The sequence below is a fragment of the Micromonospora sp. NPDC047753 genome, from assembly GCF_040642735.1.
GTDB lineage: Bacteria > Actinomycetota > Actinomycetes > Mycobacteriales > Micromonosporaceae > Micromonospora.
This window is the reverse complement of the sequence record NZ_JBEYSL010000037.1, coordinates 1-24152: the sequence shown is the minus strand read 5'-3', so window position 1 is coordinate 24152 and position 24152 is coordinate 1. Positions and strand designations below refer to the sequence as shown.

Here is a 24152-nt window from a genome sequence, read left to right as displayed (position 1 = left end):
CCCGAAGACCATCTCGCCGATCGGCGCCACCGCCGTCAACAGTGCCCGCCCTTCGCGTGCCCCGGTCGGCCGGGCCCGAGCGGTGCGCTGGGCGGTACGGGGCCGTCGACCAAGCGCGCAGACCAGCCGACGGGGTGACGTTTGACCGATTCCGCCCCGGGTAGCTGATCGACGTGACCGACGACTCACCACTGGCCGACGAGCCGGACACCCGGGCACTCGACGACCTGCTCGACGGCATCTTCCGGGGCCAGGAGCGGGTTGAGCAGGCGGAGATCTACCGTCAGGCGGTGGCCGCAGAACTCCCGCCGGAGCTGCTCGCCCGCATCGACGCGCTCCCCGAGGGTGAGTACGCGGTGGACGAGGCCAGTGACCTGCTGGGCGGCTCGGTCGGCTGAGCGACCGCGGAAGGGACACCGACATGACGCACCACGAGGACCACGACGAGAAGGTGCCGGCGCTGGGACAGCCCCCGAAGGGCAGGGACACCACGCCCGAGCCGGACTTCGCCAACGAGCACGACCGCACAGCGGTGGATCGGGACATCATCACCGGGGCGGACGAGGACGAACGGGAACCGGAGTCGCCGCACGGTTGGTCCGGCATGCAGCGCTGACGGCGTACGAAAAAAGGGGGGCCGGCGCAGGCCAGCCCCCCTTTTTTGGTTTTCAGTCGTCGTGCCCACCCTCGGCGGCCTGCTGCGCCGTCGCGTACGCCATCTGAAGGAAGTCGGATGCGGCGATCGCCGTCAGCGCGGTCGCCACCAGGCGGGTGAGCCGGGGCGCGAGCACCAGGCCACCGGTCAGCCCGGTGGCCACCCAGACCGCCAGGCAGAACGGGCAGCTCAGCAGCTCGCCGATGGCATGCCGGGTGGGGCTGCCCGAGTCGCGGACCTGCTCCATCACCTCGCCGCTGCCGCTCGGGCGGTCGTAGCGGGTGAACGGCGCCCGTAACGGGCCGAGAGCGGTTCCAGCGCCACCTCGACCGCTGGCAGCGGATACATGCCGCGGGATTCCTGCGCGACGTCGTCCATGTTGCCCAGGACGATGCCGAACTCGGTGGACCCGTAGATGCGACGGATCCGGATCCCGAGGTGTCGGCGTGCCTGCGTGATCACCTCCGGGCTGAGATAGGCCCCGCCGCAGAGCGGGAGCCGCAGCGACGGCAGAGCTGTCGCGCCGCTGTCGGCAAGCAGCTGATAGTGGCGTGGCAGGGCGCTGAAGATCGTCGTGCCCGATTCGGCGAGAGCGCTCAGTAGCCGGTCCGGCGGCGCGGCAGGGTCGGAGAACACGAGCCGGGCGCCGGCCAGGAGCGCCGGAAACATGTGCACATCGACACCATGGGCCACATCCAACGGATGCATGGTCAGGAAGACGTCCTCGGCGGTCACCTGAAGATAGGACAGCCACTGCCTCCGGTCGGCCAGTAGGTCTTCCTGACGCCAGGCGACGAGCTTGGGGACCCCGGTGGATCCGGTGGTCTCCAGCAACCGGAAGACGCCGGCCCGAGACTCGACCGGCAGCGCCTCGACGGTGCGCGGGGCGGGCTCGGCGAGGAGCGTGTTGACGGCGAGGGTGTCGACCGGGGTCTCGAACAGGTCGTCATGCTTCTCGTGGATCAGGAATCGGACCGGGACCTGGGCCAGCGACCAGCGGAGCCGATCCCGGTCCGACTGCACACTGATCGGCAGGTGCACCGCGCCGAGCCGAGCCAGGGCGAGGATGGTCGCGACGTACGCGGGGCCGTTGTGCAGACGGGTGGCGACGTGGTGACCGGGCTGTACCCCGACGCCGAGCAGGCCGACGGCCGCCCGGTCGACGAGGTCGCTCAGCTGGGCGTACGTGAGCTCCTCGCCGTCGACTGCCTGCACCGCCACCCCGTCCGGGTGGGTCCGAACCACCTCCTGGAACGCCTCATGCAGCATGCAGATCATCCCGGCGTGCCGTGTTCAGAGTGACCTGTCCGCGCAGGAGCAGCCGCACCCCGTCGGCACCGATCGCGGTGCGCCCGTGCAGGGTGCGCTGGTTGTCGATCACGAGAAGGTCGCCCACCTGCCAGCGGTGCTGGTAGAGGAATCGGGGGCGGTGCAGGAAGTCACTGAGCTGGGTGAAGAAGGTGTCGGTGGTGGTCTGGTCGCCGCCTTTGACCCGTACCTGCCAGCCGTGGTTGGCACCGGCGGGGAACGGCAACGTCAGGTTCAGCGACCGAACCCGACCGTAGTCGCGGACGGTGGGGATCTCGTACCAGTCGTCAGGGACCGTCGGGAAGTAACCCCGGTCCTCGACCAGATACTCCAGCCCTACGGTCTCGATCGTCTGCCGCAGGTCGTCCGGCATCTCGTCCCATGCCGCCAACTGGTCACAGACCGTCGTCTCGCCGGATCCCGGCTCGTCGCGGAACTCGCTGGCGTAGAGGACGATCAGATCTGTCTGCTCTCCTACCAGGATGCCGTCGGTGTGCAGCGGGAGCGGGCCGCGCCCGGTGACCACTTTCCCCTCGTCTGCTGAGGCGTTCAACTTGAGCAGGTCGGCGCGGCCCTCGCCGAACTTGTGCTCAACGGTGTCGCCGAGCTCATGCACCAAGCGTTGAAAGGCTGGTTCGTCGAGATCGAGCCCTCGTACGAGGGCCGCACCGGTCCGGGTCGCGGCACTGCGGCAGGCGCTCGCCAGATGGTCCGTGGGGGCGGGGTCGAGTACCAGCCCGAGACCTGACGGGGTGAGGCTCAAGGTCATCTCCTGAGGTGTGGCGTTGGGTGGTTTGACGCGGCTGGGGTGAGCGGGCTTCGGGGTGGTCAGCGCCGGGCGTCGGCGATGCCGCGCTCGTACACCTGAAGTGGGTCCCAGTCGTCGATCGAGCCTTCCTGCGCCAGGTTCACCAGTGCGCGGAAACAGGCAAGATAGATCGCGGCCCGGTCGACGCCGGGGGCATCCGCCTCGAGTCGCTTCACGACGCCTCGCTGCAGACCACCGCCGTGATGAACGGCGATCTTGCGACGCCAGGCGATGTCGTGCGACACCCGTCGGCTCATAGCCTGGCGAAGGTGGAACTTCTCCCTGCCGTCGCGCACCTTGCAGTCCGGCGCCGTGTCCAGGGCGACCTGGATCACCGGCCACGCCCAGAACGGGTGGTGGACTTCCCGGCCGTACGCCAACGGCAGCCGGCTGGACAACTCGTTGGTGAACCGGGTCTGGTGGATGGCCGCGATCGTCTGATCGATCAGCTCCTCCGGCGTGCTGAACGGACGGTAGATGCCGGCGTTGATGAGGTCGCTCCCATATCCGGTCAGCAGCACCTCGTCGCGCGGGATCTCGGTCCCGTCGTAGAGCGCCGTCGCGGTCAGCGCGACCTCCACCACCTCGGGCTCCGTGACACCCAGCCCTCGGATGGCCTGCGGGACGGCAGCCAGGATGCGTTCCTCGGACAGCTCGACCCGGCGCACGGAGAGACCCAGGTGATCGCCCAGCTCCGCGGCGTCGTCGAACTCGTCACCCCAGGGAGTGCCGGCGCTGTACGGCGTCAGGGCGAGCCCCTCCGAGGCGGCGAGCACTGTGACAGTGCCGGAGTCGATGCCGCCGGACAGGAGGGTCGCGAACCGGTCGAGCGGTCGGTCTCGGGTTACCGACCGGATCTGCTCCTGCAGGGCACTGACCTGATCCTCTCCGGCTTGCAGCGCGTCGGTACGCCCGGGACGACGCAGATGCCGCAGGGGATCGTCGGCCACTGTGGTGCGTAGGGTCCATCCGTCGCGCAGCCGCCTGCCCTCCTGCACCGCGCCGAACGGTATCCGGCTGACGTGCAGCAGTGCGGTCTCGTCGCTGCGCGGCTGAGGTCCCTCCGGGCGAACCTCGACGGGCAGACCGAGCGCGGGCAGGATGAGCGGGGCCAGGAACAGGTCGGTGAAGTAGGCGAGCTTGCCCTGAGACCGGTTGAACGCCAGGTAAATGGCATCCTCGTTCAGTGCTGTGGTCCGCACGACGACGCGGTCCTCGTCGACGAGGATCCGCGCCCTGTCGGACTCGGTCGTGGCGGGTGTGGCGCCGCCGTTCGCGGTCCGGACCGACATCGTCCGCACATCGATCTCCAACGGCGTGGTGCGTGGGCTGTCACCCGCCAACCCGCTGGTGTGAACTCTCAGGTCACCGACGTGGACAGCGGGTCTTATCCGTTCCAGAGGGGTCAGATCGCAGTTTCCGACCGCCGCCCACCTGCTGGCCGCCATGATGGTGTTCCTTCCGCGTCGATGGTCTGCGACGTCACCGACCGCTGTCGATGACCTGTCGCATGTTGCGCTGCGCCTCACCGGCGGCGAATGCCGCGCGGTGCGCCTGCTTGCCGATGACTCGAAGCTGTTCGAGCCCGTCGACGAAACCCCTGTTGAGGTACGGTTTGGTGCTCCGGAAGCCGGCCGTCGGGTAGGCCGCGAAGGACCGGGCCCGCTGCACGGCGACGGACAACAGCCGATCCACCGGGACCACGTCGTGGAGCAACCTGTCCTGCAGGCTCCGCTCGGCCGACCAGTCCGCGCTGGACATCAGCATCTGCTGCATGACGCTGCGGCCCACGGACCGTTCGAGCATGTATCCACCGAAGGTGCAGGCGATGCCCACCTGGAACTCCGGCATCTTCAGCACGCACCGGTCGCTGCCCACCCGGTAGTCCGCGGTGAGCGCGATCTGCAGGCCGATACCGATCGCGAAGCCGTCGATCGCCACCACCAGTGGGCGGTTGAGCTGTAGACAGGCGACGTACAGGTCGGTGATGTGATCGATCCACTCGTCAACCTCGTCGCCGCCTCGGAACGTCGACGTCTCGTGGAAGTCGCCGCCCACGCCGAAGGACCTGTCGACGCCGCTGAACAGCACGACCGCACGGACGTCCGGGGCGTCGAGCTCGCGAACCGTCTCGGTCAGTGCCCGCATCCGGGGCATCGACCACATGTTGTGCCGGTGCCCCTCGGAGAACTCCACCACGGCCACGCCCTCGGAGACGTCGAGGCTGAAATAGGTCTGCGTGCTCAATTCCGCTGACATTCGCTTCCGCTCTTCCGACTGGTTGGTGTCGCTCCCGGCGTATCGGTGCCGCAAGACGGCCGGGCAGCTCAAGACACGCCGGCGTACGGCGAAGAGCGGCGGGATCGTCAAGCACAGTACGACAGGAGCACGGCTGGTGGCAACGGGCGGGCCATTGCTACGCCGACCTTGCTCAGATAACCCTCATTTTGTGCATCATCGCGCTCAATGTCAATAGCCGCAATTTCGAAGCCTTGTTGTTCGTTCAAAGCCGGCCCTGCTGGAGATCGGCGCATGTTTCGGTCAATTTCTACTCAGCGTCAGTGGTGCTGTCCCCACCACATCAAGAATCGCTCCCAGATGGCGAGAAGGGGCACCCGGCCCAACGTCCCCTGACATAGTGTGGTCGCACGTGGACGGTCAGTGCGGGCTAGGGCATGTGCATATCAGCAGGTCAGAGACGTAAACAACACGCGGGGTGTTTGAAATCAGACAAAGAGTGATCAGCTCGACGGAAGCGCTGCTTTCGTCGACGCCATTGCCTGCACCGGTCCCCACTCGGTCCCGGGGTGTTGGTCGACTGCATGGAGGGTTGGCCCGCCAGATGTCGGGGTTGTGACAAACGGAAATAGGCGGTCGCCATAAAGCCACGAGCATCCGACGCGACCTCCTCCCGAAATTCGGAGCATTTCCCGGTCGCCTTTGTCGTCGACCTGCGGTAATCGCTGCCCCAGTCCGCCCTGACCGGTGAGCCGGGCTGCACCGCCTCAATAGAAAACAATTGTTCGACAATTCTGCGCTCAATTGGCCGCAGAATGGATGACGCCTGCGCAAAAACAAAAGCCATGGCGTTGTGACATGAGGTCCCGACGGGCCCGGAAAGGCGTGTCCGATGACCCAGAAGCTCTGGGGCGGTCGCTTCGAGGAAGACATCACACCCGAGGTACTCGACTACACGCTCACTGTTGACATCGACGTCCGGCTGATCCCACACGACCTGTGGCAGAACATCGCGCACGTGCTGCTGCTGGCTCGTCAGCGCATCGTCCCGCCGGATGCGGCGCGATCCATCGTCGCGACGTTGGTCAAGCTGGACCAGCAACATCGAGACGGCGCGCTCACTCTGCGAGCCGAGTACGAGGACGTCCACCTCAACATCGAGCAGATGGTCATCGAGGAGTTGGGGCTGGACGTCGGTGGCCGGATGCACACGGCCCGGTCCCGCAACGATCAGGTGTCCACCGATGCCCGGATGTACCTCCGCGACGTCCTCCTCGAGGCGATCGACGCCAACCTCGACCTGATCGACCGGCTGACGCAGCTCACCGATCAGGATTTCCGCACGGTGCTGCCGGGGTACACCCACAGCCAGGCCGCCCAGCCGATCAGCGTCGCCTTCTGGCGGACGGCACACGCCAGCGCGCTGCTTCGTGATGTACGCCGTCTGCGGGACGCCTTCGGCCGGGTCAACGAGTCACCGCTCGGGGCCTGCGCGCTCGCCGGCACCTCCTTCCCGCTCGACCGCGAGGCGACCGCACAGCTCCTGGGCTTCGACCGGGTGCTCAGCCACGCCCTGGACGCCACCAGCGCCCGCGATCACATGATCGAAGCGGCTGCGGCCTTCGCCCTCGGCAGCAACAACCTGTCACGCATGGCGGAGGAGATCGTCATGTGGAGCGGTCACGAGTACCGGCTCTGCGAGGTGGGGGACGCCTTCACCACAGGCAGCTCCATCATGCCGCAGAAGAAGAACCCGGTGGTCGCCGAGCTGGTACGCGGACGGTCCGGCCGGGCCACCGGAGTGCTTGTGCAACTGCTGACAGCGGTCAAGGGTGTCACGCTCGGGTACAGCTGCGACCTGCAGGAGGACAAGCCGTTCCTGTGGCAGAGCATCGACTCGTACCTGTCCAGCCTGCGCGTGGTGGAGAGCCAGACCCGTACCCTTCGCTTCGACCCGCAGCGCGGCGAGGAGCTGTGCTGGGACAACTTCTCGACCGCCACCGAGCTGGCCAACTATCTCGTGTCGGCGGCCGGGGTGTCGTTCCGCCAGTCGCATCACATCGTCGGCAAGGTGGTCGGTCAGCTGATCAGCCGGCAGGCGACGCTGCGCGACCTCGAGCTGGTGTCGTCGATGCTGGCCGCTGAGGGCCATCCGGTCGCCGTGGACGTGCTCCGTGAGCTGCTCGCGCCACTGAACGCCATGAACGGCTACACCAGCGGTGGCGGCACCTCCACCGCCAGCGTGACGGACGTCGCGGCGGAGCTGCGCACCAGTTCCGCCGCACACCGCAGCTGGAGCCGTGCCCGTCGCGACGGCCTGGCCGCGGCCCGCGCCGGCACGCTGCGCGGTGCTGACGACGTGGCGGGCGGCGCCCCGATCGACAAGACACTCGCCGCTGTCCTCGACGAACTCGCGCACGACCACCCTGAACAGGAGCAGTCATGAAGATCGTTCTCGCCTACTCCGGTGGCCTGGACACCTCGGTGGCGCTGCACTGGCTGCGTGACCGGTACGACGCCGAGGTGATCGCCTTCTGCGCCGACATCGGGCAGCTCGAATCCGTACCGGACGTGCGCGAGCGCGCCCTGCGGACCGGCGCGTCCGAGGTGCGGGCGGAGCCACTGACCGATCGGTTCCTGACCGACTTCGCGTTGCCCGCCCTTCAGGCACACGCCCGGTACGAGAGCAAGTACCTGCTGGCCGCTCCGCTGTCCCGACCCCTGATCGCACAGCGGATGGTCGAGATCGCGCACGCCGTCGGCGCGGACGCGGTGGCGCACGGCGCCACGGGCAAGGGCAATGACCAGGTCCGATTCTTCACCAGTGTGGCGGCGCTCGACCCGTCGCTGAAGGTGCTGGCACCGGTGATCGACTGGGAGTTGAAGACCCGCGAGGACGAGCTGGCGTACGCCGACAAGCACGGCATCCCGGTGCCTGTCGGCAAGGAAAAGCCCTACAGCATCGACACGAACGTCTGGGGGACCAGTATCGAGTGTGGCGAGCTCGACGACATCACCCAGCCGCCGCCGGCCGACGCGTGGCAGCTGACCGGTGATCCTCGCCAGGCCCCGGACGAGCCGACCCGGGTACGGATCGGCTTCACCGGGGGTGTTCCGGTGAGCCTCGACGGTGAGTCGCTGAGTCTGAGCACTCTGGTCGGCCGCCTCAACGCGCTCGCGGCGCCGCACGGCATCGGTCGGATCGACATCACCGAGAGCCGGATCGTCGGATTCAAGACCCGGGGCATCTACGAGGCGCCGGCGGCGACCGTGCTGATGGCCGCGCACGCGGAGTTGGAGTCGCTGGTGCTGGACCGCGAAACACTGCACCACAAGCAGTCCATCGCCCTGCGATACGCCGAACTCGTCTACTACGGGTACTGGTTCAGCGATCTGCGTCGGGCACTCGACGGATTCGTGGCGACCCTTCAGCCGGCGGTGACCGGCGAGATTGCCGTGGACATGTTCAAGGGGAACTGCACGGTGGTCAGTCGGTCCTCACCGAACTCCCGTTACAGCCGGGCGATGGCCACCTACGAAGCCGGCGACCAGTTCGATCACCAGGCGGGTGCCGGCTTCGCCTACGTGTGGTCACTGCCGCTGACCGCCGGTCACCGGGCCTGAGAAGCAGACCGGGCCTGAGAAGCAGAGAGGAGCGACACCCGTGCGAGTAGTGTTCATGGGCTACCAGACGTGGGGGCATCGAGTGCTGCAGGCGCTGATGGACTCCCGCCATGAGGTGGTGCAGGTCATCACCCATCCCGACAGCGGGCACGAGTACGAAACCATCTGGAACGACTCGGTGGTCGACCTGGCCGAGAAGCACGACCTGCCGATCCTGGTCCGTCAGTACGCCAATGACGACGAGGTCACCGCACGGCTGCGGGAGCTGGCCCCGGACATCATCGTGTCGTCGGACTGGCGGACCTGGCTGGCGCCGGCCGTGTACCGCCTGGCGCGGCACGGGGCGATCAACGTCCACGACGCCCTGCTGCCTCGTTACGGCGGCTTCGCCCCACTCAACTGGGCGATGATCAACGGTGAACGCGAGGTCGGGGTCACCGTGCACTTCATGAACGACGATTTCGACCTCGGCGAGATCGTGTTGCAGCGCCGGGTCGAGGTGAGCGACAAGGACACTGTGGCGAACCTGTTCGAGCGCACCATCGAGATTTTCCCGGAGATCACCCTGTCGGCGCTGGACCTCATCGAGAGCGGCACCGGGCAGTGGATCAGCCAGGACCCGGCCCAGGCGACGTTCTTCCACAAGCGATCGGTGGAGGACAGCCGAATCCACTGGACGTGGCCGGCCGACCGGTTGGCCAATCTGATCCGGGCGCAGAGCGACCCCTACCCGAACGCCTTTGCCTACCACAACGGTGTCCGGCTGCGAGTTACCGCAGCGGCTGTGTCGTCCAAGCGCTACGGAGGGACGCCGGGCCGGATCTTCTGCCCCGAGGCAGACGGCGTGGTCGTGGTGTGCGGACCGGATGCCCACACCGGACGTGAGCAGGGGTTGAGAATCCTGCAGGTGCGCACGGACGATGGCACGCAGCTGCCGGCGCGGGCCTACTTCACGTCCATGGGGGGCTATCTGACATCCCACTGATCCGGCCACCGACAACCCAAGGCGGAACATGTTCAGCATTCTGATGTCGCTGGCTTCGGCAACGGTTCTCGGAGCCGCCGACTTCGTCGGTGGCTTCGCCACCAAGCGCGCGGCGGCGGTGACCGTCGTGCTCTGGTCGAACATGGCAGGGCTGGCGACCGCCGTGGTGTTCGTCGGGACCGTTGGCGGCGGAAACCTCCGGGCCGCCGACGCCGGCTGGGGGGCACTGGCCGGGTTGGCCGGCAGCGTCGGCGCCATGCTGCTCTATCACTCCCTCGCCCACGGAGTGATGAGCGTGGTCGCTCCGACCACCGCCGCCATGGCCGCGATCCTGCCCGTCCTCGTCGGCCTGGCCGGCGGGGACACCGTGTCGGTGATCGGGGCGGCCGGGCTGGCCTGCGGACTGATCGCCATCCCCTGCGTCTCGGTCACCTCGGGCGGCGACCGGCCGGGTCGACAATCGCACCTGCGGACTGTCGCCGGGGCGTTGGCGGCCGGTGCCGGCTTCGGCCTGTTCTTCGTGCTGCTGTCCCGTACCGGGGACGGGTCGGGGCTGTGGCCACTGGTGGCCGCCAGATGCGCCTCGTTGACACTGCTCGTGCTCGCCTGGCCGATCGGTCGTTGGCCGATCAGAGCCCCCCGTAACACGGTGCTGCTGGCCCTGCTCTCCGGTGGCCTGGACATGCTGTCGAGCGTGCTGTATCTGCTGGCGGTCCGTGAGGGCTACCTCTCCGTGGTGGGCCTGCTGGCATCGCTCTACCCGGTCAGCACGCTCCTGCTCGCGCGGGTCGTGTTGCGCGAACGCGCCACCCGCGTGCAGTGGGCAGGTGTCGCCCTGGCGCTGGTCGGGGTGTTCCTGCTGGCGTCCCGCTGACCCGCGCGGTTCGGCCACGACCCTCCGGGCGGTACCTCGTGGGGTACCGCCCGGATGCGTCGTCGCTCAGGTGGTGTAGTCAGCGTTGATCCGGATGTATCCGTCAGTGAGGTCGCACCCGTACACGGTGAAAGCGCCGGCGCCGATCCCCAGGTCGACCTCGATCACGACGTCGTCGCCTTCGAGGTGGCGCCGCAGCCGAACCAGGGTCTCCTCAGTGGCCTGCGCCGGATAGACCTCGATACCGCCGAAACCGATCCGCACCCGTTCCTGGTCGATGTCCTCGTCGTCCTCGCACTTGCCGATCGCCATGGCCACCCGGCCCCAGTTCGGGTCCGCGCCGTGCACGGCTGTCTTGACCAGCGGCGAGTTGACGATGGCCTTGCCCACCCGCTTGGCCTGCTCGCCGTCGCGGGCACCGCTGACCCGGACCTCGATGAGCTTGCTGGCACCCTCACCGTCGCGGGCGACCATCCGCACCAGGTCCAGTGCGACGGAATACAACGCCTGCTCGAACTCGCCCAGATCGACCGGCCCGGCCAGGCCGTTGGCGAAGATGGCAGCGGTGTCGCTGGTGGAGGTGTCGGTGTCGATGCTGACCGCGTTGAACGTGCGAGCGATGACCGACCGGAACACCCGGTCCAGGTCGGCCGGCTCGATGCGGGCGTCCGTGCAGAAGAACGTCAACAGGGTCGCCATGTTCGGCTCGATCATGCCGACGCCCTTCGCGACGCCAACGATGCTCGCCGCTCCGCAACTGACCCGCACCACCTTGGGCGTGGTGTCGGTGGTCATGATCGCCCGTGCTACCCGGTCGAAATCGGCAGGCGGAAAGGGCCACCGAAGCTCGGCCAGGCGCTGTCGGACCCTCGGCATCGGATACTGCTTCCCGATCACCCCTGTCGACGCGATGAGCAGCTCGTCGTCGTCCAGACCGACGGCGCGAGCCACAGTGGACCGCACCTCTCGGGCGTTCTCGAGCCCTTCTTTGCCGGTGGCCACGTTCGCGTTGCGGGAGAGCACCACGACGCCGCGGGCAGACGACGTCGACGCCGCCGAACGGCTGAGCACGACGCTGGGGCCGGCGAACCGGGAGCGGGTGAACACCGCGGCGCTGACCGCAGGCACCTCGGAGACCAGGGCGGTGAAGTCGTCCTCGTCGTCCTTGAGCCCGGCGTTCGCGACCACCGCGCGGAACCCCTGCGGAACGATCATGTGCTGCTCCATCCTTCTCATCTCGGCCCGGTCCTGGCCCCCGAACGCAACAGACACGCCTCGTAACCCACGGTATCAATGGGCTGTCTGTCTGTCGGGGTCGCCGTGAGCTCGGCGGAGGCCGGCGCGGAGCGTACCGACGCTGGTGGTTCCGGTCCGGGGATGGTCGGCTGGTCGGCACGCCCGGACCGTCGGTGCGACGATGACGCGATGACCGATTCGGAACCCCCACGCCGGAACGACCGGATTGAGCACCGCGACATCGTCGTGCACGAAGTCCCGGGCTTCCGCCCGCTGACGTTGGACCTCGTCGTGCCGGTGACGGCACCCCGACCGGCCCCGGTCCTGCTGTGGATCCACGGCGGCGCGTGGCTGTTCGGCTCGCCCAAGCAGCCGCCGGACTGGCTGATGACTGTGGACCCGTTCACCGCCGCCGTCCGGGCCGGGTTCGCTGTCGCCTCCGCGCAGTACCGGCTCAGCGGCGAGGCGCACTTCCCCGCCCAACTCGACGACGTCAAGGCGGCGGTGCGTTGGCTGCGCCGACACGGCGGCACGGTGGGCGTGGACGGTGAGCGGATCGGGGCGTGGGGCGAGTCGGCCGGTGGTCATCTGGCCTCGATGGTCGCGCTGACGGGGGACGACCAGGACGACACCCACGTTCGTGCAGCGGTCTGCTGGTACGCGCCGTCGAACCTGTTGACCATGCAGTCGCAGGCACACCCGTCCGGGACGATCGACCACGACGCGGCCGATTCACCCGAGTCACTTCTGATCGGTGCCCCGTTGCCAGACAACCCGGGGCTGGGCCGGGCGGCAAGTCCGATCACCTACGTCACCGACCAGGCCCCGCCGATGCTGCTGATCCACGGCGACCAGGACCTGGTCGTACCGGTGGGGCAGAGTGAGGAACTTGCCGCAGCGTTGACCAAGGCGGGTGCCGAGGTCGAGTTGTCGGTGGTGCAGGGTGCCGACCACTGCTTCGCCGGAGTGCCGCTGGAGCCGCTGATCCGCGACACCCTGGCGTTCTTCACCCGGGTCCTCGCCCCCGGGACCGGGGTGCTGCCGCCTCACTAGGGTGACCCGGTGACCGCCTACGACGTCGCCGCCAAACTTCCCGACATCGACCTGCTGCGGCAGCGCTGCAAGGCGCTGGCCGTGCTCGAGCGCATCATCGATGGCGGGGATCCCTACTACGCCTACGCCTCGAACTGGGGCCCGGACGAGGCGGCGTCGATGAGCAACGGCAGCGGCGACGAGTGGGCCGTCGTGTTCACCGCCGACGGCGCATTCATCCGACTCTTCGATCATGAGTCGGCGATGTCGCCGTACTGTCATCCGGACCACGAGCTGTGGCCGGGCCTGGTCGACGGGGTACCGGAGGTGCTGCGTCCACAGCTGACGGAACCCGCCTTCTGCGACGAGGACGGGCAACTCGTCGCGACGACCGTGCTGTGGCGGCTGGCGGGGGACGATCGCTGGCACGCCGGCGACGGCATCGCCTTCCCACCACCGAGCGGGCCGTACGACGACGCCGGCCCGGACGGGTCCGGCTTGCTCGACATCCTGTTCGACGACATCGTCGACCGCTTCGTGGAGTTCGCCGCCGACTACTATGAGATGGCGGTGGACCGGGCGGCAGTCGAGCACGTCGTCGCCCATCGACCGCTCACCGACACCGTGACAAGGGCCCTGAATCCGCAGCTCACCGTCGCCGACCTGCGGGTGGACCTCACCGAGATCGGCTACCCGATCGCCGGGGACGGCGCCGCGACGGTAGAGGTCGGACCCCACGGCGCGTTCTCCGCGAACAGCGTGGGACTGGAACGCGCGCCTTTTCCGTTGAGCTTCAGCGTTCGCGAGGCAGGCGGCTCCTGGATGGTGACCGCGACCGCGGCGCAGGCCGCCGAGCTGGCCGACGTGCTCATGCTCGCCGGGAACGACACCATCATGGTAGTCGGCCTGGAGACCAACAGCTTCCTGGACGAGGAGTACCAGCAGTGGCGGCCGTCGCGGATCGCGGCGGAGCAGGGCGTCAGTTTCGAGACGCACCAGGTCGGTGCGCTGGCGGCCGGGGTCGTCGGCCTCAGCGAAGAGGCCCTGGTGATCCGCCGGGAGCAGTTGCCCCGGTTCCTGGCCGGCTGGTACCCCTACGAGCTGACACTTGTCGACGTGCCGGGTACGCCTTCCGCCGCGCGGGCCGACGAGATGATCGTCGTCATCGGAACGGCCACGTACGACGAGCCGGTCCTGCCCGCGCTGGCAGGCTCACGCCTGCTGTTCTCCGGGCACGACGACTGCTACGTGCTCGTCGAAACGACGGACCGCGCGGTGCCCACGGCGGTCCTCGGCCGGCTCCTGGCCTTGCTGGTCGGCTCGGCGCTTGTCGACACCACGGTGGTGGAGGTGACGGCGCCCGACGTCGAGGCCGTGCAGAGGCTGATCGAGGAGAGCCGGCATTGGGTCGGCCAGTTGGGCGCCGCAACGGCGGGCTCGGTGACTGTCGATCTGCACGCCACGTCCGGGTCGTGGCGACTCGGCCAGTCGCTTCCGAAGCAGGTCAACCGCACGATGGTCTACGACATCGCGGACAGGGTCTGGCGGTGACCGAGGCGGTTGCGCCACCCCCGAGGTGGTGAGCCCAACCATGGGTACGCCAAGGAGCCTCCGGCGCGATGCCGGAGGCTGCGGGCAGCCGGCGTCGCTGAACTCCACCAGGACGGGGAGCATCTTCCTCTTCACCGGTGCGGCGGTCGCGGGGGTGCCGGGGAGCGTGGCGGTGGCCAGCACGGTGATGCCTGTGGCCAGAGCGATACGGCCCAGGGCAGACAGCTTCATGGGGTCCTATTCCGTCAGTCAAGCCGGCGGGAACGTGGCCGGATATCGTGCCCTCGTGACGCATGAACGTGAACTGATTTCGCCTGTCGACCTGTGCCAACGGGATGGGCGACTCAACCCCGCGGCGGTGGGTTGGACCCGGCGTCCCCTGCACACCGCGAACCTGCGCGGCTGGGGCCGGACCAAACGATGGGAGTACTGGGGCATCGTGACCCCACGGCACATCATCGGGCTGGTCGCCTCATCGCTGGACTACGCCGGCGTGCACAGCGTCTACGTGCTCGACCGGGACAGCGGCACCGAGACGAAGGCCGACGTGGTGGTGCCGCTGGCGCGAGGGACGGTGCTACCACCGCACTGCGGCGTGGGCGAGGCGGGCGCACGCGGCGGTGGCCTGGCGATCCGGATCGTTCAGCGCCCGGACGGCACCACGATCTCGGCGAGCGCCACCGGAGTACGGCTGGAGGTGGACGTGCCGATGCCGGCCGGTCACGAGTCACTCGGGGTCGTCGTGCCGTGGAGCACCAGGCGCTTCCAGTACACGGTCAAGGACGTCGGCCGCCCGGTGCTCGGCACGCTGGAACTGCACGGCCAGACGTACGAGATCGGTGGACCGGACGCGTTCGCCGTGCTGGACCACGGTCGCGGCAGATGGCCGTACTCGATCATGTGGAACTGGGCCGCCGGTGCGGCGCCGGGACGAGCGATCCAGCTCGGCGGCCGGTGGACCGACGGCACCGGGGTCACCGAGAACGGCCTCTTCGTCGACGGCCGCCTGCACAAGATCGGCGAGGAGCTGCGCTGGACCTACGACCGGGCGGACTGGCTGCGCCCCTGGCGGATCAGCGGCGACCGGGTCGAGGTCGAGTTCCAGCCGTTCCACGAGAAGGTGTCCCGCACCAACCTGGGTGTCGTCGCGAACGAGACGCACCAGTGTTTCGGGCACTTCTCCGGCTGGGCAAAGACGGACGACGGGACGACGGTGAGCCTCGACGGGCTCGTCGGCTGGGCCGAGGAGGCACGCAACCGCTGGTAACGGGTTGGCGCCGCCACGCGCACACCCGCGGTCAGCGCACGGCAGCACTTCGAACTGTGGACACCTCGCCTCCGTGTTTATGATCGACAACCCGACCGGGGCACGGAAGCCTGGCCGTTCGGCCCAGAACACGAGGTGAGGTGCGCGACGGTGATCCGCGAGGCGTACGCCTGCTGGGTGCGCGAACCCGGCGTTGGCGAGATCCAGCCGGTGTCACTGACCGCCCCGGGCCCCGACGAGGTGCTGGTCCGGGCCCGCTACTCCGGTGTCAGCCGGGGCACCGAGACGCTGGTCTTCGCCGGCCGGGTGCCCGCCGATCAGTACGCCACCATGCGCGCGCCGTTTCAGGAGGGCGAGTTCCCCGGCCCGGTCAAGTACGGCTACCTGAGCGTCGGCGTCGTCGAGCAGGGCCCGCCGGAGCTGCTCGGGCGAACGGTGTTCTGCCTGCACCCGCACCAGAGCGCGTACGTCGTGCCGGTGAGTGCCGTGGTGCCGGTGCCGGAGGGGGTGCCGGCCGCCCGAGCGGTGCTCGCCGGCACTGTGGAGACCGCCGTCAACGCGCTGTGGGACGCCGCGCCGCTGGTCGGCGACCGCGTCACCGTCATCGGCGCGGGCATGGTGGGCTGCTGCGTCGCGACGCTGCTGGCCCGGTTCCCCGGCGTGCACGTCGAGTTGGTCGACACCGACACGCGCAGGGCCGGCGTGGCCGGGGCCCTCGGTGTCGACTTCGCCAGCCCGGCCGACGCCCGCGGTGACCGGGACCTGGTCGTGCACGCCAGCGCCACCGCCGCCGGCCTGCAACAGTCGCTGGACCTGCTCGCCCCGGAGGGCACAGTCATCGAACTTAGCTGGTACGGCGACCGCCCGGTGCAGGTGTCGCTGGGCGGTGCGTTCCACTCCCGTCGACTCAGCGTCCGCAGCAGCCAGGTCGGCATGGTGGCACCCGCCCGACGGGGACGGCGCAGTTACGCCGACCGACTGGCGCTCGCCCTGGACCTGCTCGACGACCCGGCCTTCGACGCGTTGATCACCGGCGCGTCGCGTTTCGCGGAGCTGCCCGACGTGCTCGCCAGACTGACCTCGGGCGACCTGCCCGCGCTCTGCCACCTCATCACCTACGACGACGGAGAGTGACAGTGTTCAGCGTGACCGTTCGGGACCACATGATGATCGCCCACAGTTTCCGAGGCGAGGTGTTCGGGCCCGCCCAACGCCTGCACGGCGCGACGTTCGTTGTGGACGCGACGTTCCGCCGTCCCGACCTGGACGCCGACGGGATCGTGGTGGACATCGGCCTCGCCACCGAGCAGCTGCGGGCCGTGCTGAGCGAGCTGACCTACCGCAACCTCGACGACGAGGCGGCCTTCGCCGGAGTGAACACCACCACGGAGGTGCTGGCCCGTACGATCGCGGACCGGCTGGTCGAGCGGGTGCACGCCGGTGAGCTGGGCGCCGGGGCGCGTGACCTGAGCGGCATCACGGTCACCCTGCACGAGTCGCACATCGCCTGGGCGAGCTACGAGCGGTCGTTGTGACTGATGCGGGCCGGGCGGTGCACGTCGTCCTGCCCGGTGACATCGATGATCCGGCCACGCCCAGCGGCGGCAACTCCTACGACCGGCGGATCTGCGCGGGGCTGGGCGAGGGCGGCTGGTCGGTGCGCGAGCATCCGGTGCCCGGCGCGTGGCCGCACCCCGACCCGGCTGCCCAGGCGACGCTGGGCGCGGTGCTCGCCGCCGCGCCCGACGACGCCGTGGTGCTGATCGACGGCCTCATCGCCTCGGCCGTGCCGGACCTGCTCGCCCCGCACGCCCGTCGGCTGCGCCTGGTGCTGCTGGTGCACCTGCCGCTGGACGACGAGCCGGAAGCCCGCGCCCTGGCCACCGCCCGGGCCGTCGTCACCACCAGCGAGTGGACCCGCCGCGCCCTGCTGGCCCGCCACCCGGCCCTCGCCGGCCGGGTCCGGGCCGCGCCGCCCGGGGTGCGGCCCGCGCCGCCCGCGGTCGGCTCGGTGGCCGGCGACCGCTTGCTCTGCGTCGCGGCAGTCACCCATCACAAGGGGTACGACGTGCTGGTCGACGCGTTGGCCACGCTGGTCGGCAGGTCCTGGACGATGGTCTGCGCGGGCTCTCTGGCCCGGGAACCGGATCTCGTGCACCGGCTGCGCGACAGGTTGACCGGGGCGGGCCTCACCGAGCGGGTGCGACTGGTCGGCCCGGTGACCGGCGCGGCGTTGGACGACGCCTACGCCGCCGCCGACCTGCTGGTGCTGCCGTCGAGAGGCGAGACGTACGGCATGGTCGTCACCGAGGCGCTGGCCCGCGGCCTGCCGGTGTTGACCACCGAGGTGGGCGGGCTGCCAGAAGCGCTCGGTCACGCGCCCGACGGTGAGCGCCCGGGACTGCTGGTCCCACCCGGTGACCCGGCGGCGCTGGCCGCCGCTCTGATCCGCTGGCTCGACGATGACGGGCTGCGCGACCGGCTGCGTCGTGCCGCTCTCGCCCGGCGCGACACCCTGACCGACTGGCCGGTGACCACCGCGTTGCTGGCCGGAGTGCTGAAGGAGGTGGCGGAATGACCGCCGAGGAGACCCTGCCGTTCGCCGACTGGCTGCGCTTGCGTGAGCCGGCCGACGCGGCGGCGCGTGCCGAGGACCTGGTGGATGCCGTCCGGGCCCGGCTGACCGGGGACACCCCGACGGTGATCCACGACCTGGGCAGCGGCACCGGGTCGATGAGTCGCTGGCTGGCCGCCCGGCTACCCGGACCTCAGCACTGGGTGCTGCACGACCGGGACGCCGACCTGCTGGCCCGGGCCGCCGAGGGCATGCGGGGGGTGACCGCCGCCGACGGCGCCCCGGTCACCGTCCACACCCGCTGTGGCGACCTCACCCGGCTGACCGCCGCCGACCTCGCGGACGGTTCCCTGGTCACCGCGTCCGCGCTGCTGGACATGCTCACCACCGAGGAGGTCGAGCGGGTGGTGGCGGCGTGTGTCGGCCGGCCCGCTCTGTTCGCCATCTCGGTGACCGGGCGGGTCCGGTTCACCCCGGCCGACCCACTCGACGAGGCGGTCGAGGCCGCGTTCAACGACCACCAGCGGCGTACCGTCGAGGGCCGGCGGCTACTCGGCCCGGATGCCGCCGCCGCCACCGCCGCCGCGTTCACCCGGCGCGGTGTCGACGTGCGGGAACGACCCAGCCCGTGGCATCTCGGCCCGGAACAGGCCGACCTGACCGCCGAATGGTTCCGGGGATGGCTCGGGGCCGCCTGCGAGCAGCGCCCCGACCTGGCCGGACCCGCCCAGGCGTACGCCCGTCGTCGACTGACCGACGCGGCGGCCGGCCGGCTCACGGTGCTTGTCGAACACACTGACCTCCTCGCCGGCGGATGAACCGTTCACGCCCTGGGTACGTGGACTAGGGCAAGTGGACGATCTTCAAAGGGAGGGCCGGCGCCGATGTTCTGGGCCTGGGCACGAGTGGTCGGCGGGGTGGGTCTGCTCGCCGTCCTGCTGTGGCAGGTGGGCACCGGCCCGTTCCTCGCCGGAGTGCGACTGATCGACGCGCCAGCGTTGGCAGCGGCGTTGGTCATCGGTGTGCTCACCACGGTCTGCGCGGCGTGGCGGTGGAGCCTGGTCGCCGGCGGTCTCGGCGTACGCCTGCCACTGGCGACAGCTGTGGCGCACTGCTACCGGGCCGTTTTCCTCAACGCCACACTGCCCGGCGGGGTGCTCGGCGACGTGCACCGCGCGGTACGCCACGGCCGCGACGCCGGTGACGTCAGCCGGGGCATCCGCGCGGTGGTCTGGGAACGTGCCGCCGGGCAGGTGGTCCTGGTCGGGGTTGCGCTGGTGGTGCTCGCCGCCTTCCCGTCCCCGGTACGGCAGTACCTGCCGGTCGCCGCCGCGCTGCTCGTCGCCGGTGGGCTGGCCGTCGTGCTGTTGGCCCGGCTCCTCCCGAACGGTGGCGGGTCGCGCTGGGCGACGGCACTGCGCACCGCCGTGGCGGACGTACGGTCGGGGCTGCTGGCGCGGCGTACCTGGTTCGGGGTGCTGGTCGCCTCGGCCGTGATGGTCGCCGGTCACCTGGCCACCTTCCTGGTGGCGGCGCGCACCGCCGGGTCGGACGCCCCGCTGTCCCGCCTGCTGCCGTTGACGTTGCTCGCCCTGCTCGCGATGGGCCTACCGCTGAACGTGGCCGGTTTCGGGCCCCGCGAGGGGGTGGCGGCATGGGTTTTCGGCGCGGCCGGTCTCAGCGCGGCCGAGGGCGTCGCCACCGCCACCGTCTACGGCGCGCTGATCCTGGTGGCCAGCCTGCCCGGGGCTGCGGTGTTGCTGGCCCGTCGACGTCGAATTCCGGTCGCCGCCCGGGAAGCCGCCTCCGGCGGCGGATGTTGAGTCGGTTGTGAGACGGTACGCGTCGCCGGACGACGGTGGCGCCGGACGAAGGAGTCCCATGCCCGAAGCATTGCCCGTTGCCACGATCCGCACGCAGGTCACGGTGCCGCTGGCGTTCCCGGACGGCTACACCACGACGGCCCGGGTGTTCACCTTCAAGGGCCTGGTGGACGGTCGGGAGCACCTTGCCATCGGCCTCGGCGACTGGGCGGGCGCCCTGGACCGGCTCGCCACCGGGGGAACAGCCCCACTGGTCCGCCCGCACAGCGAGTGCCTGACCGGCGACGTGTTCGGCAGCCAACGTTGCGACTGCGGGCCGCAACTGCGCGAGGCGGTACAGCGGATCGCCGAGACCGGCGGTTTCGTGCTCTACCTCCGCCAGGAGGGCCGGGGCATCGGCCTGTACGCCAAACTCGACGCGTACGCGTTGCAGGACGCCGGGTTGGACACCTACCAGGCCAACGTCGCGCTGGGCCGGGGCGAGGACGAGCGGGACTACACCGTCGCCGCGCAGATGCTTGCCACGTTGGGCGTGCCGCGGGTCCGACTACTCAGCAGCAATCCGGACAAGGCCGAGCAGTTGACCCGGTTGGGCGTGGACATCGCCGAACGGGTGCTCACCAGCGTCTTCCTCTCGCCGGCCAACGCCGACTACCTGGCGGCGAAGGCGGCCAAGGCGGCGGAGGTCGAGGCGGCCGAGGCGGCGGATGCGCTCCCGGGTCGTCCTTCTGAGCGGCCCGTCTCCCGATGAGTTGGCGGCCGGGGCCCACGCGGCCGTACGTGCTGCTGAGTTGTGCCGCCTCCATCGACGGGTACATCGACGATGCCTCCGAGCAGCGGTTACTGCTGTCCAACGAGGAGGACCTGGACCGCGTCGACGCGGTCCGGGCCAGCTGCGACGCCATTCTGGTCGGGGCCGGCACCGTCCGACGAGACGACCCTCGGCTGCTGGTGCGTTCGCCGAGCCGCCGCGCCGAGCGGGTGGCGGCCGGTCGGCCCGCCTCACCCATCAAGGTCACCCTGACCGCGCAGGGTGACCTCGACCCGACCGCCCGCTTCTTCACCGCCGGTGATTCGGCCCGGCTCGTCTACTGCGCCACGGGCGCGCTGGAGAAGACCGAGGAGCGGGTCGGCCGGCTGGCCGCCGTGATCGACGCGGGTGAGCCTGTCGACCCGGGGTGGCTGCTGACCGACCTGGCCGCGCGGGGCGTACAGCGGTTGATGGTGGAGGGCGGCGGGACGGTGCACGCCCAGTTCCTCGCCGCCGGTCTCGCCGACGAACTGCACCTGGTGGTCGCCCCGTTCTTCGTCGGTGACGGTCGGGCACCACGGTTCGTGGGGGAGGGTAGCTTTCCCTGGCACCCGGGTCGACGTGCCCGCCTGGCCGAGGCCCGCCAGATCGGCGACGTGGTGCTGCTCCGCTACGCACTCTCCGACCGCTGCCCCGCCGACCGCGCCCGCGGCTAACGGTTGATCATGAGGTTGGCGGGGAATTCGATCTTCGTAGAACCCGCCAACCTCATGATCAACCCGACTGGGGTGGGTGTGGGGTTATTTTTGTGGACGGCGGGGGTAGGTTCGGACAGGATTTCCGGATGCCCGTACCGAGCCTGACGTTGCTGCGCTGGCAGTTCGACCTGACGTGGTCGCTGTTCGAGTACCACCTTGAGCGACTCGAACCCTCGGACTTCCTTTGGGAGCCGGCCGACCACTGCTGGTCGGTGCGGCAGAGCACCGACGGCACCTGGACGCCGGACTGGGCCGACACCGAACCCGAACCGGTCCCGGTGCCGACGATCGGCTGGCTCACCTGGCACGTCGGCTGGTGGTGGACAGTGGCGATGGACCATCTTCGGGGTGGATCAGCGCGGCAGCGCACCGCCGTCGCCTGGCCGGGAGCGGGCGAGCCCAGCGTCGCCTGGCTGCGGGGCCTGCGCAGCGAATGGCTCGGTCTGCTCGACCAGTTCGGCGACAGCGACCTCGACCGCATCTCGACGTACCCCTGGCCGGACGGGACCGACCACACCGTCACGCACACGATCGGTTGGGTCAACTCGGAGCTGATGAAGAACGTCGCGGAGATCGGTCAGCTCCGGCTGCTCCGCGCCGCGGGGACCGATCGGTACGGCCCGACCTGACGCCCCGGGCGCCAGGGCATTGCCTGCTGCGGCTGGGCGGATTCATGCCGCCGATCCTGTCGCCGCCGGTCGGACGACGTGCAGTACTTTCGTCACACGGAGTGCCGCGACGAAACCGGAGGCGGCGTGCTCAATGCCCGGTGTGTCGAGTGCGAGGCCGAACTGTCCGTCGGCCCCGGCCGGGGGCGCCCGCGCCGCTACTGCTCCCGGAGCTGTCAGGCCCGCGCGTACCGGAGACGTCGTGAGCACGGCCCCACCAGCGGCCCGCGTCGGATCCGTGACCTGCCCTTCCCGACCGGCGGCGACCCGCGCCACCGGTTGGTCGCCCTCGCGGTCGAGTTGGCGGATGCCGGCGGCCTGGACGCCGTCTCGCTGCGGGTCCTCGCCCAACGCGCCGACCTGCCCGCCCACGGCGTGTACCGGCACGTCCGGAATCGGGCCGACCTCCTCGCCGCGATGGCCGAGCAGATCACCGCCACTCACCCGCCCGGCACCGCGCCACTACCGCACGATCCGCGCCAACGGCTCGAACGGTTGGCCGGGGACGAGTGGGCGATGTACCGCCGCCATCCCTGGCTGCTGGCCATCCTCGCCACCGACCGGCCACCGACCGGGCCGGCGGTGCTCGCCATGGTCGACCGGGTGGTCGCGGCATTCACCAGCGCCGGATACGACCCGGCCGAGGCGTTCCGCGCCTACCTGGCACTCAGCGGCTACATCCAGGGGATGGCCCTGCTCATCCGGCGTGACCCCGGGGACACCACCTACCACGCCTGGTGGTCGGCGACCCGCACCCGGCTGGAGCGAACCGGCCGTACCCGGGACCGACAGTGGCTGGCCGCGGCCGGGCAGACCAGACCCGACACCGACCTGGAAACCTGGTTCCAGTTCGGCCTGCGCGGGCTGCTCGACGGCCTGTTGCGCGGCCCCGCTCGGTAGGGTGGCCGGCGTGCCGAGACTGGTGAAGGTCACTCAGGACAATGTGGAAGCCGCGTGCCGGGTGAGCGTGCGGCCCGAGCAGGAGAAGTTCTCGTCTCCGGTCGCCTGGTCCCTCGCCGAGGCGTACGCGCAGCCCGAGATCGCGTGGCCGCGACTGATCGTCGAGGATGACGAGATCGTCGGCTTTCTGATGGGTTTCTTCGACATCGTGTGGGACCCGGCCCAACCTGACGACAAGCGCTCGGGGCTGTGGCGGCTGAACATCGCCGCCGAGCACCAGGGCCGGGGGTACGGCCGCTTCGCGGTACAGGCCGTCCGCGACGAGGCCCGCCGACGTGGGCACGGCCGCGTCTACACGACGTGGGAGCCGGGGCCGGACGGCCCGGAGCGGTTCTACCTGAAGCTCGGATTCCAGCTGACCGGGGAGACCAGCGAGGGCGAGGTGGTGGGCGTCCACTCCACCCACTGACCGGACGCCGTTGACCACCCCGGACCGAGTGATCAGCGGTGCGGCGGGGCCTGCGTACGATGCGGGGTCGAGTTCCCCTCGTCGCGGCGGAGGTATCGGGCAATGGCAGGCCAGCACGAGGGTTTCGCCCTCGGCATCGACCTCGGCACGTCCAACACTGTCGCGGTGCTGCGCTGGCCGGACGGGCGGACCCGTCCGCTGCTGATGGACGGTCAACCGCTCAGTCCGTCCGCCGTGTACGCCGACCCGGACGGCACCCTGCACACCGGCTGGGACGCCCGCCGGTTGGCGCAGGCCGACCCGGCCCGCTTCGAGGCGAACCCCAAGCGTCGGGTGGACGAGCCGACAGTGCAGCTCGGCGAGCGCGCGTACCCGCCGGCCGACCTGCTCGCCGCGGTGCTGGCGTCGGTCGGCCGGGCGGCGGTGAACGCTGTGGGTTTCCTGCCGCCGGCAGTGGTCACCTGCCCGGCCGCCTGGGACGCGACGCGGCGGCAGGTACTCGCCGACGCGCTGCTGCGGGCGGGCCGCCTGCGGCCAGCCCGGACGCTGGCGAGTTCGCCGGGCCACCGGGTGGCCGCCAGTCGGCGACGCAGGTCGTCGACGTCGGGTTGTGGGATGTCGATCCGGAAC

Annotated in this window: 23 protein-coding genes and 3 pseudogenes; 20 read left to right on the top strand and 6 right to left on the bottom strand. The window is 69.9% G+C overall.

Annotated features, from left to right (window positions below):
• Positions 1 to 164: 164 nt before the first annotated feature.
• Both ABZ749_RS05565 and ABZ749_RS05560 read left to right on the top strand, forming a co-directional pair.
• Positions 165 to 398 carry a hypothetical protein gene (locus ABZ749_RS05565; RefSeq protein WP_355009012.1) on the top strand — a complete coding sequence of 78 codons (234 nt, stop codon included), beginning with the start codon at positions 165 to 167 and terminating at the stop codon, positions 396 to 398.
• 23 nt (positions 399 to 421) lie between these two features.
• Positions 422 to 616: a hypothetical protein gene (locus tag ABZ749_RS05560; protein WP_091405645.1), complete on the top strand. Its 195-nt coding sequence runs from the start codon at positions 422 to 424 to the stop codon at positions 614 to 616.
• 52 nt (positions 617 to 668) lie between these two features.
• Here the strand turns inward: ABZ749_RS05560 and ABZ749_RS05555 are convergent.
• The 5 genes and pseudogenes from ABZ749_RS05555 to ABZ749_RS05535 form a co-directional block, all read right to left on the bottom strand.
• A pseudogene (locus ABZ749_RS05555) lies at positions 669 to 968 on the bottom strand (DUF1360 domain-containing protein); the annotation flags it as partial.
• Positions 902 to 1924, bottom strand: a complete 1023-nt coding sequence (locus ABZ749_RS05550) for an AMP-binding protein (protein ID WP_357223063.1) — start codon at positions 1922 to 1924, stop codon at positions 902 to 904. The pseudogene ABZ749_RS05555 and the gene ABZ749_RS05550, both read right to left, overlap by 67 nt.
• A complete protein-coding gene (locus ABZ749_RS05545; RefSeq protein WP_357223060.1) occupies positions 1914 to 2732 on the bottom strand; it encodes a TauD/TfdA family dioxygenase in 819 nt (272 codons plus the stop codon). Before ABZ749_RS05545 ends, ABZ749_RS05550 begins: the two co-directional genes overlap by 11 nt.
• Before the next feature lie 59 nt (positions 2733 to 2791).
• Positions 2792 to 4219 (bottom strand): asparagine synthase-related protein, encoded by a 1428-nt coding sequence (locus ABZ749_RS05540; RefSeq protein ID WP_357223057.1) that lies wholly within the window; start codon positions 4217 to 4219, stop codon positions 2792 to 2794.
• A 34-nt stretch (positions 4220 to 4253) separates the two neighbouring features.
• A complete protein-coding gene (locus tag ABZ749_RS05535; protein WP_357223054.1) occupies positions 4254 to 5030 on the bottom strand; it encodes an enoyl-CoA hydratase/isomerase family protein in 777 nt (258 codons plus the stop codon).
• 871 nt (positions 5031 to 5901) lie between these two features.
• Here ABZ749_RS05535 and argH point away from each other — a divergent pair.
• The 4 genes from argH to ABZ749_RS05515 are packed head-to-tail and all read left to right on the top strand — an operon-like array spanning position 5902 to position 10492.
• The gene (gene argH, locus ABZ749_RS05530; RefSeq protein ID WP_357223051.1) at positions 5902 to 7455 is read left to right on the top strand and encodes an argininosuccinate lyase; all 1554 of its coding nucleotides are present in this window, start codon (positions 5902 to 5904) and stop codon (positions 7453 to 7455) included.
• The gene (locus tag ABZ749_RS05525) at positions 7452 to 8633 is read left to right on the top strand and encodes an argininosuccinate synthase (protein WP_357223048.1); all 1182 of its coding nucleotides are present in this window, start codon (positions 7452 to 7454) and stop codon (positions 8631 to 8633) included. Before argH ends, ABZ749_RS05525 begins: the two co-directional genes overlap by 4 nt.
• Positions 8634 to 8673: 40 nt before the next feature.
• Positions 8674 to 9618, top strand: coding sequence for a methionyl-tRNA formyltransferase (locus tag ABZ749_RS05520; RefSeq protein WP_357223045.1), 945 nt, complete (start codon positions 8674 to 8676; stop codon positions 9616 to 9618).
• Positions 9619 to 9646: 28 nt separating this feature from the next.
• Positions 9647 to 10492: a DMT family transporter gene (locus ABZ749_RS05515; protein ID WP_357223042.1), complete on the top strand. Its 846-nt coding sequence runs from the start codon at positions 9647 to 9649 to the stop codon at positions 10490 to 10492.
• 66 nt (positions 10493 to 10558) lie between these two features.
• Here ABZ749_RS05515 and argJ read toward each other — a convergent pair whose 3' ends face one another.
• Entirely contained in the window at positions 10559 to 11707 is a 1149-nt protein-coding gene (gene argJ / locus ABZ749_RS05510; RefSeq protein WP_357223039.1) for a bifunctional glutamate N-acetyltransferase/amino-acid acetyltransferase ArgJ, read from the bottom strand.
• Between the two features lie 210 nt (positions 11708 to 11917).
• Between argJ and ABZ749_RS05505 the strand changes: the two genes are divergently transcribed.
• The 14 genes and pseudogenes from ABZ749_RS05505 to ABZ749_RS05440 all read left to right on the top strand — a co-directional run.
• A complete protein-coding gene (locus tag ABZ749_RS05505) occupies positions 11918 to 12781 on the top strand; it encodes an alpha/beta hydrolase (RefSeq protein WP_357223036.1) in 864 nt (287 codons plus the stop codon).
• 9 nt (positions 12782 to 12790) lie between these two features.
• Positions 12791 to 13456: pseudogene (locus tag ABZ749_RS05500) on the top strand (hypothetical protein); the annotation flags it as partial.
• Between the two features lie 1141 nt (positions 13457 to 14597).
• Positions 14598 to 15578: a DUF2804 domain-containing protein gene (locus ABZ749_RS05495; RefSeq protein WP_357223033.1), complete on the top strand. Its 981-nt coding sequence runs from the start codon at positions 14598 to 14600 to the stop codon at positions 15576 to 15578.
• 150 nt (positions 15579 to 15728) lie between these two features.
• A complete protein-coding gene (locus tag ABZ749_RS05490) occupies positions 15729 to 16712 on the top strand; it encodes a zinc-binding alcohol dehydrogenase (protein ID WP_357223030.1) in 984 nt (327 codons plus the stop codon).
• 2 nt (positions 16713 to 16714) lie between these two features.
• On the top strand, positions 16715 to 17113 hold the full coding sequence (locus ABZ749_RS05485; protein ID WP_357223027.1) for a 6-carboxytetrahydropterin synthase: 399 nt from the start codon (positions 16715 to 16717) through the stop codon (positions 17111 to 17113).
• Positions 17110 to 18156, top strand: a complete 1047-nt coding sequence (locus ABZ749_RS05480) for a glycosyltransferase family 4 protein (protein ID WP_357223024.1) — start codon at positions 17110 to 17112, stop codon at positions 18154 to 18156. Before ABZ749_RS05485 ends, ABZ749_RS05480 begins: the two co-directional genes overlap by 4 nt.
• Positions 18153 to 18971, top strand: coding sequence for a class I SAM-dependent methyltransferase (locus ABZ749_RS05475; protein ID WP_357223021.1), 819 nt, complete (start codon positions 18153 to 18155; stop codon positions 18969 to 18971). Before ABZ749_RS05480 ends, ABZ749_RS05475 begins: the two co-directional genes overlap by 4 nt.
• Positions 18972 to 19037: 66 nt before the next feature.
• Entirely contained in the window at positions 19038 to 19976 is a 939-nt protein-coding gene (locus ABZ749_RS05470) for a lysylphosphatidylglycerol synthase transmembrane domain-containing protein (RefSeq protein WP_357223018.1), read from the top strand.
• 58 nt (positions 19977 to 20034) lie between these two features.
• Entirely contained in the window at positions 20035 to 20727 is a 693-nt protein-coding gene (gene ribA, locus ABZ749_RS05465; RefSeq protein ID WP_357223015.1) for a GTP cyclohydrolase II, read from the top strand.
• Positions 20724 to 21443 carry a dihydrofolate reductase family protein gene (locus ABZ749_RS05460; protein ID WP_357223012.1) on the top strand — a complete coding sequence of 240 codons (720 nt, stop codon included), beginning with the start codon at positions 20724 to 20726 and terminating at the stop codon, positions 21441 to 21443. Before ribA ends, ABZ749_RS05460 begins: the two co-directional genes overlap by 4 nt.
• Positions 21444 to 21571: 128 nt before the next feature.
• Positions 21572 to 22114, top strand: a complete 543-nt coding sequence (locus tag ABZ749_RS05455) for a DinB family protein (RefSeq protein ID WP_357223010.1) — start codon at positions 21572 to 21574, stop codon at positions 22112 to 22114.
• Positions 22115 to 22240: 126 nt separating this feature from the next.
• On the top strand, positions 22241 to 23053 hold the full coding sequence (locus ABZ749_RS05450) for a TetR/AcrR family transcriptional regulator C-terminal domain-containing protein (protein WP_357223008.1): 813 nt from the start codon (positions 22241 to 22243) through the stop codon (positions 23051 to 23053).
• A 10-nt stretch (positions 23054 to 23063) separates the two neighbouring features.
• Complete coding sequence (locus ABZ749_RS05445) at positions 23064 to 23522, top strand: GNAT family N-acetyltransferase (protein ID WP_357223004.1); 459 nt, start codon at positions 23064 to 23066, stop codon at positions 23520 to 23522.
• Between the two features lie 102 nt (positions 23523 to 23624).
• A pseudogene (locus ABZ749_RS05440) lies at positions 23625 to 24152 on the top strand (Hsp70 family protein); the annotation flags it as partial.

Coding starts and splice junctions, on each gene's coding strand:
- ABZ749_RS05560 (WP_091405645.1), top strand. CDS start 422: ATGACGCACCACGAGGACCACGACGAGAAGGTGCCGGCGCTGGGACAG.
- ABZ749_RS05550 (WP_357223063.1), bottom strand. CDS start 1,924: ATGCTGCATGAGGCGTTCCAGGAGGTGGTTCGGACCCACCCGGACGGG.
- ABZ749_RS05545 (WP_357223060.1), bottom strand. CDS start 2,732: ATGACCTTGAGCCTCACCCCGTCAGGTCTCGGGCTGGTACTCGACCCC.
- ABZ749_RS05540 (WP_357223057.1), bottom strand. CDS start 4,219: ATGGCGGCCAGCAGGTGGGCGGCGGTCGGAAACTGCGATCTGACCCCT.
- ABZ749_RS05535 (WP_357223054.1), bottom strand. CDS start 5,030: ATGTCAGCGGAATTGAGCACGCAGACCTATTTCAGCCTCGACGTCTCC.
- argH (WP_357223051.1), top strand. CDS start 5,902: ATGACCCAGAAGCTCTGGGGCGGTCGCTTCGAGGAAGACATCACACCC.
- ABZ749_RS05525 (WP_357223048.1), top strand. CDS start 7,452: ATGAAGATCGTTCTCGCCTACTCCGGTGGCCTGGACACCTCGGTGGCG.
- ABZ749_RS05515 (WP_357223042.1), top strand. CDS start 9,647: ATGTTCAGCATTCTGATGTCGCTGGCTTCGGCAACGGTTCTCGGAGCC.
- argJ (WP_357223039.1), bottom strand. CDS start 11,707: ATGATCGTTCCGCAGGGGTTCCGCGCGGTGGTCGCGAACGCCGGGCTC.
- ABZ749_RS05505 (WP_357223036.1), top strand. CDS start 11,918: ATGACCGATTCGGAACCCCCACGCCGGAACGACCGGATTGAGCACCGC.
- ABZ749_RS05475 (WP_357223021.1), top strand. CDS start 18,153: ATGACCGCCGAGGAGACCCTGCCGTTCGCCGACTGGCTGCGCTTGCGT.
- ABZ749_RS05470 (WP_357223018.1), top strand. CDS start 19,038: ATGTTCTGGGCCTGGGCACGAGTGGTCGGCGGGGTGGGTCTGCTCGCC.
- ribA (WP_357223015.1), top strand. CDS start 20,035: ATGCCCGAAGCATTGCCCGTTGCCACGATCCGCACGCAGGTCACGGTG.
- ABZ749_RS05460 (WP_357223012.1), top strand. CDS start 20,724: ATGAGTTGGCGGCCGGGGCCCACGCGGCCGTACGTGCTGCTGAGTTGT.
- ABZ749_RS05455 (WP_357223010.1), top strand. CDS start 21,572: ATGCCCGTACCGAGCCTGACGTTGCTGCGCTGGCAGTTCGACCTGACG.